Below are 18,788 nucleotides of genomic sequence, written 5' to 3'. Positions count from 1 at the left end.
TATTGCAGGCTGTTCGAGTATTATCGAACAGCTTTTTTATTGGCTAGGAAATACACTGTTGTTAATAGGTAAATTTTGCTTACTCAATATTAATTATATATACAAATAATATATAAATTTAACTATAAAGATGCACTTAGTCATTCCAGAACGGTATTTATTCAGTTATTATCAGAAATAATGTGCAGCTAAATCATTGTCTGCATATTGCTGTGGGCTTATATTTTTATTAATAATCAGTCTGAGTACAAGTTTAATGAATATCAACAGCAAGAAGCATTCTAATATCACCCCGTGGATTATTGGTGGACTGATGCTATTGGTCACCATCGGCCTGTTTATCGGATTGAAGCCAATTCTGATGCCCTTTGCGGCGGCCGGAGTACTGGCTTATATTTTGAATCCGCTGGTAGAAAAACTCCATCGTCTGAAAATGTCCCGTTCGGTAGCGGCCATGCTGGTCATGTTGCTTGGGCTGAGCGTGATTGTGATTTTGTTGCTGATTGTTATACCGATGCTGATTAATTTGTTTGACAGTATTTATGCTAAATTACCCGATTTTCTCAACTGGGTTCATCATAAGCTTATTCCCTGGTTGAATCAGACTTTTCATATACGCATTCGCTGGGATGTGGATTATATGTCCAGATATGTAGGGCAATGGATTCAAACCCATAATGCCAGCATTAAGGATGCTGCATCGAAGGTATTGCCCATGGTGTGGCAGCATGGCAGTGGCATGGTGGAATGGATTACCAATCTGCTGCTATTGCCTTTTTTACTGTATTATTTTCTGCTGGACTGGAATCGCTGGACATCAGGTATCCGCCATTTGATTCCTCGCCGCGCTTTACCAACTTACAACCGCATAGCTACCAATATGGACACGGTACTGGGTGCATTCCTGCGTGGTGAATTGTTGGTTATGGTAATCATGGGAATGGTTTATGGGTTGGGGCTGGCACTGGTGGGGCTGGAATCCGGATTTGCTATTGGTATGGTTGCTGGTTTACTGGTATTTGTGCCTTATCTGGGGGCTTTTACTGGTCTGTTACTAGCAACACTGGCGGCATTATTGCAATTTGATGGCTGGACAGGACTATTAATGGTGTGGGGTGTTTTTGCAGTAGGCCAGTTTCTGGAAAGCTTTTTTGTTACTCCAAAAATTGTGGGTGACCGGATTGGCCTGTCACCATTCTGGGTGATTTTTTCGTTAATGGCATTTGGGCAGCTACTCGGTTTTGTTGGCATGTTGTTGGCGTTGCCACTGGCAGCTGTGTGTCTGGTACTGATTCAGGAAGGAACACAGGCATACTGGCGCAGTGATTACTTTCGCCAGCTGCCGGAAAATGCCATCATTAAGGACGAGAAAACAGACTAAGACAAGCAATCTTAATTACTTGTCTGCATAGATTTCCAGCTAAAAAACAACAGGGGCACTTGCTTTTATGCTGCGAAGTCATTAAAATTCTGCGTTTCATGATTTGTATATGTATGTTAGGAGATATTGATGGCCAATAGTGCACAATCTCGTAAGCGCGCTCGTCAGGCACTGAAACAACGTGCTCACAACGCCAGCTTGCGTACCGCTTTTCGCACTGCGGTTAAAAAAGTATTGAAAGCCGTTGAAGCAGGTGATAAAGCTGCCGCTCAGGTTACTTACAGCGAAAGCGTTAAAGTGATTGATCGCATTGCTGATAAAGGTGTTTTTCATAAAAACAAAGCAGCACGTCATAAAAGTCGTTTGGCTGCCAAAATCAAGGCTATGGCTGCCTAAGCTGATTTCTATCATCGCATGAGACGATTCTCGTGATTGCCATTATTACAAGGCTGTTCCCATTGTGGGCAGCCTTATGTTCTATCTTTGCCTATCGTAATCCTGCTGTTTTTATTCCGCTAAAACCTTATATTTCTGAAATGTTAATGCTGGTGATGTTATCCATGGGCATGACACTGAAAATTGAGGATTTCACTCGAGTACTGAAACGGCCGACTCCTATAGTGGCCGGTATTGGTTTGCATTACCTGATTATGCCGCTGGCAGCATGGCTGATTGCCAAGATGCTGGATATGTCGCCAGAATTGCAGGCAGGCATGGTGCTGGTAGGGTGTGTGGCCAGCGGTACTGCTTCCAATGTAATGGTGTTTTTATCCAAGGGTGATGTAGCACTATCGGTGACTATTAGTGCTTTGTCTACCATAGTGGGTATCTTTGCAACGCCATTATTAGCAAAAATGTATATTGCTGCATCTATTGCTGTACCAGTTATGAGTATGCTGAAGGAGATTTTACTGATTGTGGCTTTACCTATCACTTTCGGGGTAACCATTAATTATTTTGCGCCGCAACTGGTAAAAAAAGTTGTACCTTCACTACCATTGATTACCATGTGCTTGATTATCATCGTATTGTCTACTGTGGTATCACTGAGTAGTGATAAAATCGGGATTGAAACAGCCATTGTTGTCATTGGGGTGATTCTGCATAATGCCTTGGGGCTGATTGGCGGTTACTGGGGTGGCCGTTTGTTTGGTTTTGACAAATCCGTCTGTCGCACGCTGGCATTGGAAGTAGGCATGCAGAACTCTGGTCTGGCCGCTGTATTGGGTTCCAGCTTCTTTGGACCGATGGCAGCCTTGCCCGGTGCAATATTTTCGTTGTGGCATAATATTTCCGGTTCGTTTCTGGCTAGCTACTGGTCTGGTAAGCCCACAGGCACCAGTAACGACCATCTAAAACGTGAAGATGTTAGTTTGCATTGAGGTTAGGCATCGATAAAAAAAGCCCGGTTATTTAACCGGGCTTTTTTTAGATAATGATTTGCTGAATTGAGGATACATGGCTGGCTGATTTATCATGGTTATACATGAAATCTGATGTATCTTGTATTGGTTCCGTTGCTATTGCCAGTATTCATCTTCATCAGGCAGGGCAGTATCTGCCCATGCCTGCTCAATTGCAGCATGAATAATATCCATACTAAAGCCACGATAGGCAAGAAAATGCATGTATTTGTGTTTTTCTTTCAAATCAGCCGGCGGCTTACGGTATTTTTTCTGCAATACAGTTACAGCATTACTTATCTGTTCATCTTTGTCTGGTAAATAGTCTGCAATCAGCTCAGCATCTACCCCTTTTTGTTTCAGGCTTTGCTGTAAACGCAGATTGCCATGCATCCGGCTTTTACTGTTGATATAGGTTTCAGCATAACGTGCATCTGATTGCCAGTGCCGCTGTTCCAGCTCATCCAGTAAGGCTTCCAGATCATCGCCCTCGTCAACATGGGGACGCAGTTTACGTGCCAGTTCGGCACGGCTGATTTCCTGCCGTGCCAGTATGGTAATGGCACGGGCGCGTAAACTGATTTTTTGCTTCATGCACGGATATCGCTGTCACCATGATGACGCATACCATCATCAATCTGTGGCAGGTTATCGATGATGATGTCTGGTTTGGTTTGGGCATTTTGTGCTAGCTGTCCCATGTCGGCATAGCCCCAAGTTACCCCACAGCTTAATGCACCGGCAGCCTTGGCAGCCAGAATATCATTGGCTGAGTCGCCCACCATCAATAAATTTGCGATTGGCACGCCTAATACTTCCGCCGTGTGTAATAAAGGCATGGGGGAGGGCTTCTTTTCGGCCAGTGTGTCACCGCCCACAACCAGGCTGAATGCATCAGCCAGCCCGAGCTGGCACAATAGTTCCACGGCCAGAATTTCATTTTTATTAGTGATTACCGCTAAAGGTAGTCCCCGGGCACGGAACAGTGCCAGCGCAGTTTCTACTTCTGGATACGGGCGGGTATGAACGCTTAAATGAGTACGATAATAAGCGATAAAGGCAGTAAAGCCCTGCGTCCAGCTTGTTTCATCTACCTGACCATCTTTACTGCCGCTGAGTGCACGGTGTACCAGACTGGACAGGCCATCGCCTACGTAGGTGGTCAATTCAGCAGCCGGTAGCGGCGATAAGTTCAGCTCAGCGCGCATATGATTGGCAGCAGCACATAAATCGGCAATTGAATCGACCAGAGTGCCATCCAGATCGAATGCAATGGCATGAATATCATTCCATTTCATGATAGGCAGTGTTGATTGAGTAAAAGAAGTCCCTATTTTATCACGTTCATACTGCAGATATGGCTGCCCGCTACTGTACATTTACTCCGTTTGGCAATCGTTTTTGTTTTGCATATGAAACTGGTGTGGCAAAAATAGTAGTGCCTGCCTTAGCCATTAACTGATAATGGATTGCATAGGATCGCGGCTGAATATGTAGGTAATCTGCTGTTTAAATGTAGCACCGGCGCGCAGAATGTTATTCGGGAAAGCAGGCTGGTTAGGAGCATCTGTATAGCCTTGTGGCTCAAAACAGATAGCAGCAAATGGCCGGAGTGATTTACGCTTGGGTAGCTGCTGTTCGGGCAGATGCTGGGCATTATAAACCACCATCACTGATGCATCGGTTTTAACCGCCATGGACAGGCCAGTATCTGGTGCGCTTATGCGTGCGATTATGCTGTTGGCTGAATGCAGTGGTAATACATAGGCTGTATCAATAACACTGTTAGCGATTGGACGGGCAGAGTGAAAATCAAGTGCCGCCGATGCTTTGGTAATAGCACCGGTTGGCATCATGTCTTTATCGGTAACGATAATTTCCTGTGGTAACAGCCACAACTGATGCTCGCTGACAGTATTTTCATGCAAAGCCAGATTAAAATAACTGTGCTGGGTAAGATTGATAAAAGTATCTCGGTCTGATTGAGCGCTAAAATCAACATTTAATTCATTGTTCGCAGTCAGGGTATAACATACCTGTACATTCAGGTTGCCGGGGTAGCCTTCTTCGCCATCGGCACTGAATAATTGCAGGGTAACAGAAGCTGCATGTTCATCTGCGTAGGTAGCACTGACTGTCCACCATTTCTGGTCGAAGCCGGTATAGCCACCATGCATATGATGTTCACCCTGATTGGGGGTGAGCTGGATAAGCTCCTGATTGAGTGGCGCACGGGCATGGCTGATACGGCCGGCATGGCGGCCAATTACCGCGCCTAGATGCGGGTTGTTGCTACGATAGCTGGTGCTGGCATAGTCTTCAGCACTATCAAAGCCCAGCACACACTCTATCGGCTTGTTGTCTCTATCAGGCATCACAATCGAAGTAATGATGGCACCAAAGTCCATAATCGATACCTGCATGCCATCACTGTTTGCCAGTGTCCACAGAGTAGTGCTTTCGTCATCTATCAAGCCGAATGGTTGCGTATCAATCGTACACAATGATTGTTTATTTTGTTTCATTCTGTCCGGCCTCTTCATCAAGATTATGTAAAAAAGCCAGTTTTTCCGCGATTTTAATTTCCAGTCCGCGTGTTACTGGCTGATAGAATGCCGGTTCATCCATACCTTCCGGCATATAGGTTTCACCGGCCGCATAAGCATGCGGTTCATCATGGGCATAACGGTATTCACGACCGTAACCCAGTTCCTTCATCAGTTTGGTAGGAGCGTTGCGCAAGTGTACTGGTACTTCACTGGACGGATGTTTTTTGACAAATACACGCGCCTCATTATAAGCCACATAACCTGCATTACTTTTGGCAGCACAAGCCAGATACAACACTGCCTGTGCCAGAGCCAGTTCACCTTCAGGGCTGCCAAGCCGTTCATAGGTTAGGGCAGCATCATTGGCTATCTGCATTGCCCGCGGGTCAGCCAGACCAATATCCTCCCAAGCCATGCGGATAATCCGCCGTGCCAGATAGCGCGGATCTGCACCGCCATCTAGCATACGGCTAAACCAGTATAGGGCAGCATTGGGGTGAGAACCACGCACAGATTTATGTAATGCTGAAATTTGTTCGTAAAAGCTGTCACCACCTTTATCAAAACGGCGTAACTGAGTGCCCAGAGTACTGGCTGTTAAGGCTGCACTGATTTCAGTCTGTTGTTGTGCCTGCGCAGTATGGATCAGTTGCTCAAGTAAGTTGAGAAAGCGTCGGCCGTCGCCATCGGCACTGTTGAGGATTAATGTTTGCGCATCGGTAGCAATGGTGAAAGATTTGAATTCAGGCAGGCTGAAAACTTTTTGCTGTAGCTGTTGCAGTTCTTCGATGCTGAGTGAATGGAGGGTGTAAACCTGCGACCGGCTCAAAAGTGCCGGATTAACTTCAAAAGAGGGATTTTCTGTCGTAGCGCCGATAAAGGTAAACACGCCGTTTTCTACATAGGGTAAAAATGCATCCTGCTGTGATTTATTAAAGCGGTGTACTTCATCTACAAACAGGATGGTACGCTGGCCGTGCTGTAAAGCCAGCTGGGCTTTTTCCACGGCCAAGCGGATTTCTTTTACCCCTGAAAAAACCGCCGACAGTGGAATAAACTGGGCATTAAAGCTTTGTGCCAGAATACGTGCCAGCGTGGTTTTGCCTACACCTGGTGGCCCCCAAAGCAGCATGGAGTGCAGATGTCCGGTTTCTACAGCAACCCGTAATGGTTTACCTGTACCAATCAGGTGCTGCTGGCCAATTACTTCATCCAGATTCTGCGGGCGTAGCTGTTCTGCCAGTGGTGGTAAAGGTTTCTGATTAAATAAATCCATGTCGTGTCATTCAGTACACGGTAGTTAGTGTAATATATTGTACCTGATTGTATAAATTTTGCTCGGTATATAACTGTTGCACTATGTGTATAATCGTCTTGATTACATGACATATAAAAAGGACAGTTGTATTTTAGTCTGATTTTAATCGAACTAAGGAAATCAATGAATAAGATATTGTTTTTGCTTATTTTTATATTGGTGGTGATAGGGGTTTGCATTAAATATGACCAGAACTCAGAATATGGGCTGGTTTCTGGCATTGCCGGATATATGATTAATCAGGAATGTCAGCGTCAGTTGAGCAAGCCGCTGCGTATCCAAGGGTTAGGAACAATTGACTTGTCAGGAGAGCGTAAGCCATATTGTAGCTGTGTTGCTGAACGCAACAAACGCAAGCTTAATATCAAAGAAGTTGCAAAAATGGTTGATCCTCAGGTGCGCCAGCAAAGAGTAGCTGGATTTGTTGCATCTCAGGCTGAGGTATGTAGCTTATAAATATAGTGTTATTAACTTGGTCCAGATATGGTTGGATAATCATACAGGAGAAATAATGAAATACATTAGTACCAGAGGGCAGACAGCGCCAAAAGGCTTCAGTCAGGCATTAATGGCCGGTCTGGCCGATGATGGCGGTTTATTATTGCCACAAAACTATCCGCATGTTGATGCAATTACCCTGCATGACTGGCGTTCATTAAGTTATGCCGAGCTGGCCATGCAGATTATCAGTCTGTTTGCTACCGATATTCCCAAAGCAGATTTGCAGACAATCATTAATCAAACCTACACCACAGAAGTGTTTGGTAATAATGAAATCACTCCGCTGAGAACATTACATGATGGTATCCGCATTGAGGCGCTTTCGAATGGGCCAACACTGGCATTTAAAGACATGGCCATGCAGTTGCTGGGTAATCTGTTTGAATACGTGCTGGAGCGTGAAAACCGTTATCTGAATATTATTGGTGCTACCAGTGGCGATACCGGTTCTGCTGCTGAATATGCTTTGCGTGGCAAAGAACGGGTAAATGTATTCATGTTATCGCCATTTGGCAAAATGAGCGATTTTCAGCGTGCGCAGATGTATAGTTTGCAGGACAGTAATATCTTCAATATTGCCATTAAGGGCATGTTTGACGATTGTCAGGATATTGTGAAAGCATTGCAAAATGATCATGCCTTCAAAGCTCATTATCACCTGAGTACAGTTAACTCCATCAATTGGGGAAGGATTGTGGCACAGGTAGTGTACTACTTTAAAGGCTATTTTGCCGCTACAAGTACTAATGAGCAGAAAGTATCATTTTGTGTACCCAGTGGTAATTTTGGCAATGTACTGGCCGGACATATTGCCCGTAGTATGGGCTTGCCTGTTCATCGTCTGCTTGTGGCTACTAATGAAAACGATGTATTGAACGAGTTTTTCAATACCGGTCATTACCGTCCTCGCGATGCAGCGCATACTTTTGTAACTTCCAGCCCATCAATGGACATCTCCAAAGCATCCAATTTTGAACGCTTTGTTTACGACTTACTCGACCATGATGGCGCACAGGTTCAGCAGCTATGGCAGCAAGTGGCTACGGGCAGCGGATTTGATTTAAGCCATCTGCTGGATAAAATTCAGCATCAGTATGGCTTTGCTGCCGGTAAAAGTACCCATGCTGACCGCCTGCAAACCATTGCTCAAGTGTATGCACAAGATGGTGAACTGATTGATCCGCATACAGCAGATGGGGTAAAGGTGGCGCGGCAGTTGCGCGAAGCGGGCGAAATCATTATCTGTCTGGAAACTGCGCAGGCCGCCAAATTTGCCCAAACCATTCATGAGGCAGTCGGTGATAGCGTGGTGATTCCGCGCCCTGATAATCTTGCCGGATTAGAGGATTTACCTCAACATGTTACCGTGATGGATAATGATACTGCTGCGGTTAAACAGTTTGTAGAAGCTCAGTTGGAGTAAGTAAACCAGCCAATCGGAATTTGTTTTTGCAATTGTGTATCATAAAGAAAGGCCAGCATACTTATGCTGGCCTTTACTGATTTCATTTAGAAATTATCTGGATTTTCCAGTTTATCTACTTTCTGTTTTAACTCTTCTGGAGTCAGCGCAATTTCCTCACTCGGATCAGCGGCCGCTGTGGCCACAGCTATCGGATTATAGACGGAAATGTACTCTGAACCATCGGAGCGCTCTTCAATGGTATACATAACACCACTGCGGTTAAAGCGGTGACACTGGCGCTGATACCAGCCGCGAAAACCAGTTTTCGGCTCATTTGGATTGTGATAAAACGCATTGAGCACTTCGGGTAAACCAAGACCACATACTACACCGGAAAGCAGTACACAGATAAAGGTGTATCCAACCAGAATATCACTGTATTTGGCCAGTGCCGGCATATTGGCTACAGCCAGAATCAAAGCCAGTGAAATACCACCGCGTACACCGCCCCATGACAAAATGGTCAGGCTGCCATGATAGCTTTTCTTGTACACTTTCGGAAACAGCATAAATGCCAATATATTGCCAATAAAACGGCTTAAATGAAGCAATACAAACGCCACAATACCGCCGATAACCAGCGTTTTGCTCATATCAACAATGAAGAGTTCCAGGCCAATCAGGGTAAACAAAAACGAATTAATAATACCCTCTACCGCATGCCAGAAATTGTTAACATCATCAATTTCTTTCTTCTGTAATACTTCCTGCCATTTGTTGCCGACAATCAGGCCGCCTACCACACAGGCAATCGGGCCGGATGCATGAGCAAAATAAGCCACAAGGTAGGAACCGGAAGCCAGCAGTGCTGTTGCCAGAATCAGTGACTCATTTTCATGTTTGCCATGCAAGAGGCGCAGTGCACCAATACCGAAAATAAACCCGATAATCACCGCGACCACAATTTCATAGAAAAAATTCTCCACCACACCAATTGGTGAAACATGCTGTCCGCTAATCAGGGTAAGAATAGTCATGAATACCACGATACACATGGCATCATTGAATAATGATTCACCTTCCAGCTTTACCATTAAGTGGCGAGGTGTGCGCACTGAGCTTAATACACCCTTAATGCCGATAGGGTCTGTAGCCCCAAGCGCCGAACCCAGCAGTAACAATACCAGCAAGGGCACATGATCGCCAACCAAGAACTGGAATGCATAAAGCAGGCTGCCAAAGAGTGTCGAGCATAACAGCAAGCCCAATGTAGCCAGAATCAGAATTTGGCGCCAGTAGCGTTTCAGATCGGAAATCCTGAACTTGAGGGCAGAAGAGGTAAGGATAAAACAGATTACGCCGTTTACCAGAAAATCATAAAAGTTAATATGGCTAACGGCGGCTTTTAGTGCCATGATATCCACATGGATAAAATGATTGCGCCCGAACAGATTCATACCCCATTGCAGGGAAAATACCAGAATCGCGGAGACAATTGGCACACCAATGGCCTGCGGCATGTCAAATAAACGTTTATTTAAAAGCGTGGTGACAATAGACAGCGAAAAAATAACCGTAATTGCCTGTAAAAAAAGTACACTACCCATCCAAACAGTTTTCCTTTATTGAAATGTTGTAATAAATCGTTGTTGATTCGAATCTGGCGCAGTCTTGTAGCAAGTTCCCCTTGAATCAAAACATGCAATAGTAACCTACGAATCAAATTCATCCAGCAAATCCGGTGCCGGAATAAAATACAGGCTGCCGCTAACCGGGGTACTGAAATCCAGCAGGCGGTCTACATGCCCTTCGGCATTACCTGTAAACATATGTTGCAGCATTTGGCGTGTTACCGCAAAAGAACGTGCATAACCGATAAAAAACGTGCCATACTCATTTTTCGATGGATGAGCAAACGCAACATTGGCGCGAACAATTTTCAGCTCATTGCCTTCAGCATCATAAGCTTTACTGACATTGTTATGTGCCGTTGGCGGTTTTTCCTCATCAGACAGTTCAATATCATTGAAACGGCGGCGGCCAATGACTTTTTCCTGCTCTTCCACTGATAATTGCCGCCACGTCTGCATATTATGCAGATATTTCTGGGTAAAGGCATAGCTACCATTGCGGAACAACGGGTCTTCATCACCTACCAGTGCATAATCAGTTCTGATTGTATCTTCCGGATTTTCCGTACCATCAACAAAACCAATAATGGCGCGTCCATCAAGATAACGAAAGCCACTTACTTCATCAATAGAATAAGTAGCGTCTGCCAGCAATTCATGAATCATTGCAGCCATTTCATAACAAATATCCTGACGGTCTGCGCGAATATGAAAAAACAAATCGCCTGGTGTGGCTACGGCTGTGTGTCTGGCGCCTTTGATAGCGGTAAAGGGCACTAACTCTTTTGGTTTCGGTTTTCCCGGGCGTAATTTGTCCCATGCATCCGAACCAATCCCCATTAATGCATTGAAGTTTTCATCGTGAAAACGGCCATGCATACTGCGTACTAAAGCTGAGAAACCGGTGATGAATTCAAGCAATCTGGCAATGGCCGCATCATTATCCTGAATGCCAAGGGTAATAAATAATGCGCTTCTACCCGGATTGGCTACAACCGGCGGTATTCGGTCTATTGTCATTAATAAATACTTTCCTAAACCAATATTATAGTGAAATTAACAAGCGTTATTAAGTACAAAACAGGCATAAAATTAAATATTGTTAACCGTGTTCCGGAAAAAACCGCAATATAACCTTTTTCAGTCTGGCTGATTAACTCTGGTAACAAATCTGGCCATCTTAGTTACCCTTTTCAGCAACGCAGTAAATAAATAGGGCTATTTAAGCATAAGATATGAAAAATCTGGATAAGAAACAATAATTATAACCTAAAATCTTATAAAAGCTTTTATTTGTTGGGATTTTTTCGCTAGTATAGATTATTTACTATTACTAATTATTACTCTGGGAAAGCAATGCATCACTCATTTCCACTGGTTGAAACCATCGTTGGTGGTTTATTTTTTGCCTTTGTACTTGGCTATATCGCGCATAAACTGCGTATGCCTCCACTCGTTGGTTATTTGCTGGCAGGCATAATCGTTGGCCCTTATACCAAAGGCTTTACTGCTGATATGCACTTGTCGCAGCAGCTGGCTGAGCTGGGCGTGATTTTGCTGATGTTCGGAGTGGGGCTGCATTTTTCTATCCGTGATTTACTGGCTGTAAAACGTGTGGCCATACCGGGTGCGCTGATTCAGATAGCGCTGGCTACCCTGCTGGGCTGGCTACTGGCCTGGCTGGCCGGCTGGAGTACCGGTGCGGGCGTAGTGTTTGGGCTGGCACTATCATGTGCTTCTACCGTTGTGCTGATAGCGGCTTTGCAACGCTGGCATCTGGGCGATTCTTCTCAGGGACGAATTGCTACCGGCTGGCTGATTGTTGAAGACATAGCCATGGTATTTGTGCTGGTGATGATTCCAGCACTGGCACCGGTTCTATCCGGGCAGGGTAGTGTTTCAGGTGCTAATCTGCTTTACTTGCTTGGCAAAACCAGTGTCCAGATTATCGCCTTTGTCCTAGTGATGCTGTTTCTCGGGCGCAGACTGATTCCATGGTCGTTACAGCGGGTGGTTGGCACCGGTAGTCCTGAGCTTTTCCGGCTGGCCGTGATTGCCGTTGCTTTGGGCTGTGCCATACTGGCAAATTATCTTTTTGGCGTATCTTTTGCACTGGGCGCCTTTTTTGCTGGCGCCATTATCAGTGAAACCAGCATGAACCATACTGCTGAAGATGCTTCCAGTGGCTTGCGCGAATTTTTTACCGTACTGTTTTTTGTTTCAGTAGGCATGCTGTTTGACCCCAGTATTATTATTCGTGAACCATTATTGCTATTGGCAACCCTGCTGGTGGTGGTCATAGGCAAAAGTCTGGGGGCATTTCTGATTGTGCGCGTATTCGGATATCCGCCACAAACTGCACTGACAATCGCAGTGGCATTGGCACAGATTGGTGAATTCTCCTTTATGATTGCCAGTCTGGGGGCGGTATACAACATTCTGCCACCATTGGCCAGTGACCTGATTCTGGGCAGTGCCCTGATTTCAATTATCTGTAATCCATTTTTATTTGTCTGGCTGAATCGTTATGTGAAAAAACAATTCCAGCAGGAAACAGTAGCAACAGCCAGTGTGCCTGATAGCGGCATGTTGTCAGATAAGCCCCATGCAAAAGTGGCGGCACCAATTAAACCGGTATCGATTTATTTTATTGATGAAGACATGGCAGTGGCTCCTCCTGTAAGCAATCATACAGTACTTGTCGGTGCTGGTCCGGTTGGTCAGGAGGTAATCAGGCATTTGCAGGCACAGAATGAAACCGTGTATGTACAGGAAAACCGCCTTGAGGTAGTCACCCAATTGCGTGCACGCCAGATACCCGTAGCTTATGGGCACGCATTATCAGATGGTATGCTGGATGCTGTATTTGTGGCTCAGGCCAAAAAACTGATTATTACTATTCAGAATAAAACCGAGGTAGAGTCGATTATCAGAGCGGCGATAGCGCTCAATCCGCAGCTACAAATAGTAACTTTCAGCAGATACGAGCAAGACAAACAGTTATTTATTCAGGCAGGTGCAACTAAGGTCGTCGACAGCCAGATTGTATTAGCCAATGAAATCATGCATGTATTCGATCAGGCATCAATCACTTAGTGCAGGATCAATACGGGCACAGAAACGGAAATTATGCAGATAGATTTTGCTCAGTGTAAAACTTCACCGGATTTGAGTATAAATTGCGATAAAGTTAGCAGGAAAATCTGAAAATTTTTTTGCAACCTGTTCGGTAGTACTCAATAAACAGGCATAGGCTGGTAATATTAATGATTACTGCCTTATGCCTGTTTTTATTTATTCTGTAATAGTGCTGATAAACGTTTCCAGTTGATTACGGCTAGTGATTTTACTGTCAATTTTGATATAGATACTGTGCTCTTCTGGCACAATCAAAACCTGATGTACTCCAGCCATTTGCATTAATTGCTGCTGAGCATTGTCGGGCAAAGTTTGTTTACTATCCAGAGTTAAGCGCAGGCTGGCTAAATAGGGCGGTTCCCGCATGGTAAAACTAAGCAACAGCCATGCAAAAGTTAATCCGATACCGAATAAGAATACCGTATGCGCACCAGTATGTGCTGCCAGCCAGCCGCCAGTTGTGCCACCACAGGCTACGCCCAGAAACTGACCCGTAGCATAGATACCCATTGCCGTGCCTTTATAACCTGCTGGTGCTTCTTTACTTACCCATGAGGGCAGGAGTGCTTCCATCAGATTAAAAGCAATAAAGAACAATAAAACACCTACAACCAGTGGCCAGAAGGAAGTGTCAGCCAGCCACAATATAGCTTCAGCAATTAGCAGCACGGCAACGCAAAAGATAAATACCCGCCGCATTTTTCGTTTGCTTTCAGCATAAATGATTGGTGGCAGAACAGTAATGAAAGCAATCAGCATCGTATATAGATAAATCTGCCAGTGTCTGGCCGCAGGAAAGCCTGAGAGCTCCAGTTGCACCGGCAGGGCAACAAAAGTTGACATCAGCAGGAAATGCATACAAAAAATACCGATGTTCAGCTTAAACAGCGAATGATTACGCAACACAGTACCAAAGCTGCCACGTACCATACCTGAATCACGGTTAAGAATATGGACGCTGCTGTCAGGAACAAAAAATAGAGTAAGCACAATAGCGGCCAGTGCCAGTGCTGCGATTACCCAGAATAAACCATGCAAACCTATCGCATGTGTGATTATCGGCCCGCATACCATAGCAATCGCAAAAGTGATGCCGAAGCTGATGCCGATAAAAGCCATGGCTTTGGTGCGATTCTGTTCACGGGTGAGATCTGATAGCAAAGCCATTACTGCTGCCGCAATGGCGCCGCTGCCCTGTAAAGCGCGCCCCAGAATTATCCCCCATATGGAGGTCGTTAAAGCAGCAATGATACTGCCCAGAGTAAAAATCAATAAGCCGCCAACAATTAAAGGTTTGCGGCCAAAACGGTCAGACCATAAGCCAAACGGAATCTGTAAAATTGCCTGCATCAGACCATAAATTCCGATTGCCAGCCCAATCAGGCTTTCACTGGCACCCTGTAATGTCATGCCATAGGTAGTCAGAACTGGCAATACCATAAACATACCCAGCATGCGCAGTGAAAAAACTGCCCCTAGTCCCCAGGTTGCACGCCTTTCGGCAAAATTCATTTGCGTATCATTATTCTTGGAATTCATTTTGAATACAGCTTAAAAGAAAAACCTGCCTATTGTAAAAGAAACAAAGGCAGGTTGGGTGGTTTGCGTATTGTTATGTATTTATGTTCAGGATATCAGCCAGCCAGACTTAATACAGTTGGTGAAGCCGGAGTCATAAAGTCTACCGACATCATTATACTTAAAGTAGTGATAGCAATAATCGAAAACACAAATAGTTTGCGTGCCCATATACGGTCATTATTCTGGGCTTTATAACCAGATAATGCCATGCATAGCCACCACATGCTGACAGCCGCAGCCACTATCAGATATTTATATCCGGCGTAGCCTCCGATAGACAGCATCAATGTTGCAAACATAAAGGCAATAATATAAAAAGTGATATGGTGTTTTGCTACCGCAATGCCTTTTACAACCGGTAAAACCGGAATATTGGCGGCCTGATAATCCTTAAAGCGATAAATTGCAATTGCATAGGAATGTGGCATCTGCCAGAAACTGAAAATCGCCAGCAGAATAAGTGCACCCGCATCAAAATTATTGCTCACTGCACAATAACCGATAACTGGTGGTGCGGCACCTGATAGACTGCCGATTAATGTTCCGTAAACGGAATGTCGTTTCATATAGAGACTATAAATCCCTACATAAACCACAAAGCCCATAACGGATAACCACATGGCCAGCGGATTTGCGCCAAAATAAAGTACAGCAAATCCGGCAATACCCAATATCGTAGCCAACGCAAAGGTAACACGCGCAGAGGCCAGTCCTCGCGCCAGCGCACGATTCTTGGTACGTTCCATTTTCGGATCAATATCGCGGTCAATCAGGTTATTAAACGCACAGCCGGAAGCCACAACCAAAGACACGCCCAACAGGGTAAGAATAAGCAGGTAGCCGTTTATGCTGCCTTTGGCAGCCAGCAAAAACCCGCCGACAACCGAAATAAGGTTGCCGACGATAATACCTGGTTTTGTTACTTGCAGGTATGGCTTAATCATGAACTGCCTTTAACCTAACACCATGTTTGCATTGAGGCTCCACATAATCCAGATGGAAAGGCCTACCAACAATACAATCACAATCGCGGTGAAGATAAATGAAATCAGATTCCAGCGTTCTTCAGGATTACTGCCCAGATGGAGGAAACATACCAGCTGAACAAGAAGCTGCAAAACAGCAGTAATGACAATCACAGCAAACAGAGTTGTTCTATCTGCAGATTGATTCATTACCATTAGAAACGGAATCAGGGTTAATACCACCGACAGGATAAAACCAATGATATAGTTTTTAGAACTGCCATGTTGTGGGATATGGTCTTGATGGTTTGAATGACTCATAACGCTACCCCCATCAGATATACAATTGAGAACACGCAAATCCACACGATGTCCAGAAAGTGCCAGAACAGGCTCAGGCAGTTGATACGCATGCGGTTAACACTGGTTAAGCCACGTGAAGCTACCTGAATCATCATCACAGCCATCCAGATCAAACCGGCAGTAACGTGCAAGCCATGGGTACCCACAAGTGCAAAGAAGCCAGAGAGGTAGCCACTACGGTCAGGTCCCATACCGTGTGTAATCAGATGATGGAATTCATATAATTCCATACCAATGAAGCAGGCACCGAATACAAAGGTAATAACCAGCCATAATAAAACCTGACTCTGCTTATTGCGATTCATTGCCAGCACGGCAAAACCGTAGGTAATGGAACTCAATAAAAGAGCAAAAGTTTCTACCAGCACAAAAGGCAGCTCGAAAATGTCCTTGCCGCTTGGACCACCTGCCGTGCCCGGCAGGAGCACGATATAGGTGGCAAACAGACAGGAGAACAAAATCAAGTCACTCATCAGGTAAATCCAGAACCCGAATACCTTCAGTGAACCGTTGTCGTGGTGAGCGTGTTCAGACGTCTTACCGTGAATCAAGGTTTCAGTTGACATTATTTCAGTCCTGCTTTAGTTAATTCATCAAAACGTTTGCTTTCAATAGCTTCAATTTCAGCAACCGGCACATAGTAATCCACGTCCGTATCAAAGCTCTTGGCAATGAGGCTAATAATCATGCCAGCGAAGCCAACGATAGCCATCCACCAGATATGCCAGATCATGGCAAAACCGAAAATCAGCGAGAATACCCCGATAACTAAACCGGCAGCAGTGTTTTTCGGCATATGAATTTCTTCATATTTAGCTGGTTTCTTGTAAGCAATACCTTTTTCTTTTTCGTCCCAGAATGCATCACGGCTTTCAACCTGTGGCTGCACAGCGAAGTTGTAGAAAGGTACTGGAGAAGAAGTAGACCATTCCAGTGTACGACCATCCCATGGGTCACCAGTAACATCAAGATTTTCCTTGCGATGCAGACAGGAAACAACAACCTGAATCACCATGCAGGCCACACCCAGAGCAATGATGGCAGCACCAACAGCGGCTACACACAGTAAATTGTGGAAAGCCGGATCAATGTGCTGGCTCAGACGACGGGTCATACCCATGAAGCCCAGTGCATATAATGGCATGAATGCCACAAAGAAGCCGATAAACCAGCACCAGAAAGCGCGCTTACCCCATTTTTCATCCAGCTTGAAGCCAAATGCTTTGGGGAACCAGTAATTGAGAGCAGCAAACAGACCAAATACCACACCACCAATAATGGTGTTATGGAAGTGGGCAACCAGGAATAAACTGCCATGCAGTACGAAGTCAGCACCCGGTACGGCCAGCAGCACGCCTGTCATACCACCAACTGAGAAGGTAATAATAAAGCCTACAGTCCACAGCATTGGTACATGGAAAGAAATGCGGCCTTCATACATGGTAAACAGCCAGTTGAAGATTTTCACCCCAGTAGGGATGGAAATAATCATGGTGGCGATACCGAAGAACGCGTTGACATTGGCTCCTGAACCCATGGTAAAGAAGTGGTGCAGCCATACGATGAATGACAGGATGGTAATACACACGGTTGCCCATACCATAGAGGTATAACCAAACATGGTTTTGCGAGAGAAAGTAGCAGTAACTTCTGAATACACACCAAATATCGGCAGTATCAGAATATACACTTCCGGGTGACCCCACGCCCAGATCAGATTGATGTACATCATCATGTTACCGCCCAGTTCATTGGTAAAGAAATGGGTACCGAGGTAACGGTCCAATGTCAGCATGGCTACAGACGCAGTCAGAATCGGAAAAGAAGTCAGAATCAGAATGTTGCTACAGAAAGATGCCCAGCAGAAAATAGGCATTTTCATCATGGTCATGCCAGGAGCACGCATTTTCAGGATGGTAGCGATAAAGTTAACTGCGCTAACTGTAGTCCCGATTCCCGATATCTGTAAGCTCCATATCCAGTAATCCACACCTACACCCGGGCTGAATTCCAGACCAGACAAAGGCGGATAGGCCAGCCAGCCAGTTTGGGCAAACTCACCCAGACCCAGAGAAAGGTTAACTAGTACTACACTAACGGCAGTAAACCAGAAACCCAGATTATTCAGGAATGGGTAAGCCACATCACGCGCACCAAGCTGTAACGGAATGACAAAGTTCATCAAGCCGATAACAAAAGGCATCGCCACAAAGAAAATCATGATTACACCATGGGCGGTGAAAATCTGATCATAGTGATGAGGCGGCAAAAAGCCGTCACTGGTACCGGAAGAGGCAAGTACCTGCTGGCCACGCATCATAACCGCATCAGCAAAACCACGTACCAACATCACTATTGCGACAATGATATACATGATACCGATACGTTTATGGTCAACTGTGGTAATCCATTCTTTCCACAGATAGCCCCATTTATGAAAATACGTAATTGCACCTACCAGCGCCAAGCCAATGACGATGATAGCTGTAATCGTTACCATGACAATAGGTTCATGGAACGGTATCGCATCTAAAGATAATTTTCCGAACATTG

General features: G+C 45.1%; 17 protein-coding genes. 6 read left to right on the top strand and 11 right to left on the bottom strand.

Annotated features, from left to right (window positions below):
* The first annotated feature begins 262 nt into the window (after nucleotides 1–262).
* From BGI33_RS12530 to panS, 3 genes are all read left to right on the top strand, one after another.
* Nucleotides 263–1,381: an AI-2E family transporter gene (locus tag BGI33_RS12530; RefSeq protein WP_370520824.1), complete on the top strand. Its 1,119-nt coding sequence runs from the start codon at nucleotides 263–265 to the stop codon at nucleotides 1,379–1,381.
* A 129-nt stretch (nucleotides 1,382–1,510) separates the two neighbouring features.
* Nucleotides 1,511–1,777: a 30S ribosomal protein S20 gene (rpsT, locus tag BGI33_RS12525; protein WP_025330392.1), complete on the top strand. Its 267-nt coding sequence runs from the start codon at nucleotides 1,511–1,513 to the stop codon at nucleotides 1,775–1,777.
* A 32-nt stretch (nucleotides 1,778–1,809) separates the two neighbouring features.
* On the top strand, nucleotides 1,810–2,763 hold the full coding sequence (panS, locus tag BGI33_RS12520) for a ketopantoate/pantoate/pantothenate transporter PanS (protein ID WP_100091503.1): 954 nt from the start codon (nucleotides 1,810–1,812) through the stop codon (nucleotides 2,761–2,763).
* 138 nt (nucleotides 2,764–2,901) lie between these two features.
* Here the strand turns inward: panS and recX are convergent, their stop codons facing one another.
* From recX to BGI33_RS12500, 4 genes are all read right to left on the bottom strand, one after another.
* Nucleotides 2,902–3,378 (bottom strand): recombination regulator RecX, encoded by a 477-nt coding sequence (recX, locus tag BGI33_RS12515; RefSeq protein ID WP_100091502.1) that lies wholly within the window; start codon nucleotides 3,376–3,378, stop codon nucleotides 2,902–2,904.
* A complete protein-coding gene (locus tag BGI33_RS12510; RefSeq protein WP_100091565.1) occupies nucleotides 3,375–4,082 on the bottom strand; it encodes a phosphoglycolate phosphatase in 708 nt (235 codons plus the stop codon). Before BGI33_RS12510 ends, recX begins: the two co-directional genes overlap by 4 nt.
* A gap of 156 nt (nucleotides 4,083–4,238) precedes the next feature.
* On the bottom strand, nucleotides 4,239–5,309 hold the full coding sequence (locus tag BGI33_RS12505; RefSeq protein ID WP_180297048.1) for an aldose epimerase family protein: 1,071 nt from the start codon (nucleotides 5,307–5,309) through the stop codon (nucleotides 4,239–4,241).
* A complete protein-coding gene (locus tag BGI33_RS12500) occupies nucleotides 5,296–6,609 on the bottom strand; it encodes a replication-associated recombination protein A (protein ID WP_100091500.1) in 1,314 nt (437 codons plus the stop codon). Before BGI33_RS12500 ends, BGI33_RS12505 begins: the two co-directional genes overlap by 14 nt.
* Nucleotides 6,610–6,774: 165 nt before the next feature.
* Between BGI33_RS12500 and BGI33_RS12495 the strand changes: the two genes are divergently transcribed.
* Together BGI33_RS12495 and thrC are read left to right on the top strand one after the other, a co-directional pair.
* Nucleotides 6,775–7,107 carry a hypothetical protein gene (locus tag BGI33_RS12495; RefSeq protein WP_100091499.1) on the top strand — a complete coding sequence of 111 codons (333 nt, stop codon included), beginning with the start codon at nucleotides 6,775–6,777 and terminating at the stop codon, nucleotides 7,105–7,107.
* Between the two features lie 55 nt (nucleotides 7,108–7,162).
* Complete coding sequence (gene thrC / locus BGI33_RS12490) at nucleotides 7,163–8,575, top strand: threonine synthase (RefSeq protein ID WP_100091498.1); 1,413 nt, start codon at nucleotides 7,163–7,165, stop codon at nucleotides 8,573–8,575.
* A gap of 86 nt (nucleotides 8,576–8,661) precedes the next feature.
* Here the strand turns inward: thrC and BGI33_RS12485 are convergent, their stop codons facing one another.
* Together BGI33_RS12485 and BGI33_RS12480 are read right to left on the bottom strand one after the other, a co-directional pair.
* On the bottom strand, nucleotides 8,662–10,164 hold the full coding sequence (locus tag BGI33_RS12485; protein WP_100091497.1) for a cation:proton antiporter: 1,503 nt from the start codon (nucleotides 10,162–10,164) through the stop codon (nucleotides 8,662–8,664).
* 105 nt (nucleotides 10,165–10,269) lie between these two features.
* Nucleotides 10,270–11,208, bottom strand: a complete 939-nt coding sequence (locus BGI33_RS12480; protein ID WP_100091496.1) for a Dyp-type peroxidase — start codon at nucleotides 11,206–11,208, stop codon at nucleotides 10,270–10,272.
* A gap of 336 nt (nucleotides 11,209–11,544) precedes the next feature.
* Between BGI33_RS12480 and BGI33_RS12475 the strand changes: the two genes are divergently transcribed.
* Nucleotides 11,545–13,284 (top strand): cation:proton antiporter domain-containing protein, encoded by a 1,740-nt coding sequence (locus BGI33_RS12475; protein WP_100091495.1) that lies wholly within the window; start codon nucleotides 11,545–11,547, stop codon nucleotides 13,282–13,284.
* Between the two features lie 198 nt (nucleotides 13,285–13,482).
* Here BGI33_RS12475 and BGI33_RS12470 read toward each other — a convergent pair whose 3' ends face one another.
* The 5 genes from BGI33_RS12470 to cyoB all read right to left on the bottom strand — a co-directional run bounded on the left by BGI33_RS12470 (nucleotide 13,483) and on the right by cyoB (nucleotide 18,786).
* Nucleotides 13,483–14,865 (bottom strand): MFS transporter, encoded by a 1,383-nt coding sequence (locus BGI33_RS12470; RefSeq protein ID WP_218965204.1) that lies wholly within the window; start codon nucleotides 14,863–14,865, stop codon nucleotides 13,483–13,485.
* 95 nt (nucleotides 14,866–14,960) lie between these two features.
* Nucleotides 14,961–15,851 (bottom strand): heme o synthase, encoded by an 891-nt coding sequence (gene cyoE, locus BGI33_RS12465; RefSeq protein WP_100091494.1) that lies wholly within the window; start codon nucleotides 15,849–15,851, stop codon nucleotides 14,961–14,963.
* 9 nt (nucleotides 15,852–15,860) lie between these two features.
* On the bottom strand, nucleotides 15,861–16,193 hold the full coding sequence (gene cyoD / locus BGI33_RS12460) for a cytochrome o ubiquinol oxidase subunit IV (RefSeq protein WP_100091493.1): 333 nt from the start codon (nucleotides 16,191–16,193) through the stop codon (nucleotides 15,861–15,863).
* Nucleotides 16,190–16,801, bottom strand: coding sequence for a cytochrome o ubiquinol oxidase subunit III (locus BGI33_RS12455; protein ID WP_100091492.1), 612 nt, complete (start codon nucleotides 16,799–16,801; stop codon nucleotides 16,190–16,192). Before BGI33_RS12455 ends, cyoD begins: the two co-directional genes overlap by 4 nt.
* Nucleotides 16,801–18,786 carry a cytochrome o ubiquinol oxidase subunit I gene (cyoB, locus tag BGI33_RS12450; RefSeq protein WP_100091491.1) on the bottom strand — a complete coding sequence of 662 codons (1,986 nt, stop codon included), beginning with the start codon at nucleotides 18,784–18,786 and terminating at the stop codon, nucleotides 16,801–16,803. Before cyoB ends, BGI33_RS12455 begins: the two co-directional genes overlap by 1 nt.
* Nucleotides 18,787–18,788 lie beyond the last annotated feature (2 nt).

The sequence above is a fragment of the Snodgrassella alvi genome, assembly GCF_002777425.1.
Classification (GTDB): Bacteria; Pseudomonadota; Gammaproteobacteria; order Burkholderiales; family Neisseriaceae; genus Snodgrassella; species Snodgrassella alvi_B.
This window is presented reverse-complemented; position numbering and strand designations above follow the sequence as displayed.

Coding starts and splice junctions, on each gene's coding strand:
- BGI33_RS12480 (WP_100091496.1), bottom strand. CDS start 11,208: ATGACAATAGACCGAATACCGCCGGTTGTAGCCAATCCGGGTAGAAGC.
- cyoD (WP_100091493.1), bottom strand. CDS start 16,193: ATGAGTCATTCAAACCATCAAGACCATATCCCACAACATGGCAGTTCT.
- rpsT (WP_025330392.1), top strand. CDS start 1,511: ATGGCCAATAGTGCACAATCTCGTAAGCGCGCTCGTCAGGCACTGAAA.
- cyoE (WP_100091494.1), bottom strand. CDS start 15,851: ATGATTAAGCCATACCTGCAAGTAACAAAACCAGGTATTATCGTCGGC.
- BGI33_RS12510 (WP_100091565.1), bottom strand. CDS start 4,082: ATGAAATGGAATGATATTCATGCCATTGCATTCGATCTGGATGGCACT.
- BGI33_RS12470 (WP_218965204.1), bottom strand. CDS start 14,865: ATGAATTCCAAGAATAATGATACGCAAATGAATTTTGCCGAAAGGCGT.
- BGI33_RS12455 (WP_100091492.1), bottom strand. CDS start 16,801: ATGTCAACTGAAACCTTGATTCACGGTAAGACGTCTGAACACGCTCAC.
- BGI33_RS12495 (WP_100091499.1), top strand. CDS start 6,775: ATGAATAAGATATTGTTTTTGCTTATTTTTATATTGGTGGTGATAGGG.
- BGI33_RS12500 (WP_100091500.1), bottom strand. CDS start 6,609: ATGGATTTATTTAATCAGAAACCTTTACCACCACTGGCAGAACAGCTA.
- BGI33_RS12485 (WP_100091497.1), bottom strand. CDS start 10,164: ATGGGTAGTGTACTTTTTTTACAGGCAATTACGGTTATTTTTTCGCTG.
- BGI33_RS12475 (WP_100091495.1), top strand. CDS start 11,545: ATGCATCACTCATTTCCACTGGTTGAAACCATCGTTGGTGGTTTATTT.
- BGI33_RS12505 (WP_180297048.1), bottom strand. CDS start 5,309: ATGAAACAAAATAAACAATCATTGTGTACGATTGATACGCAACCATTC.
- cyoB (WP_100091491.1), bottom strand. CDS start 18,786: ATGTTCGGAAAATTATCTTTAGATGCGATACCGTTCCATGAACCTATT.
- recX (WP_100091502.1), bottom strand. CDS start 3,378: ATGAAGCAAAAAATCAGTTTACGCGCCCGTGCCATTACCATACTGGCA.
- thrC (WP_100091498.1), top strand. CDS start 7,163: ATGAAATACATTAGTACCAGAGGGCAGACAGCGCCAAAAGGCTTCAGT.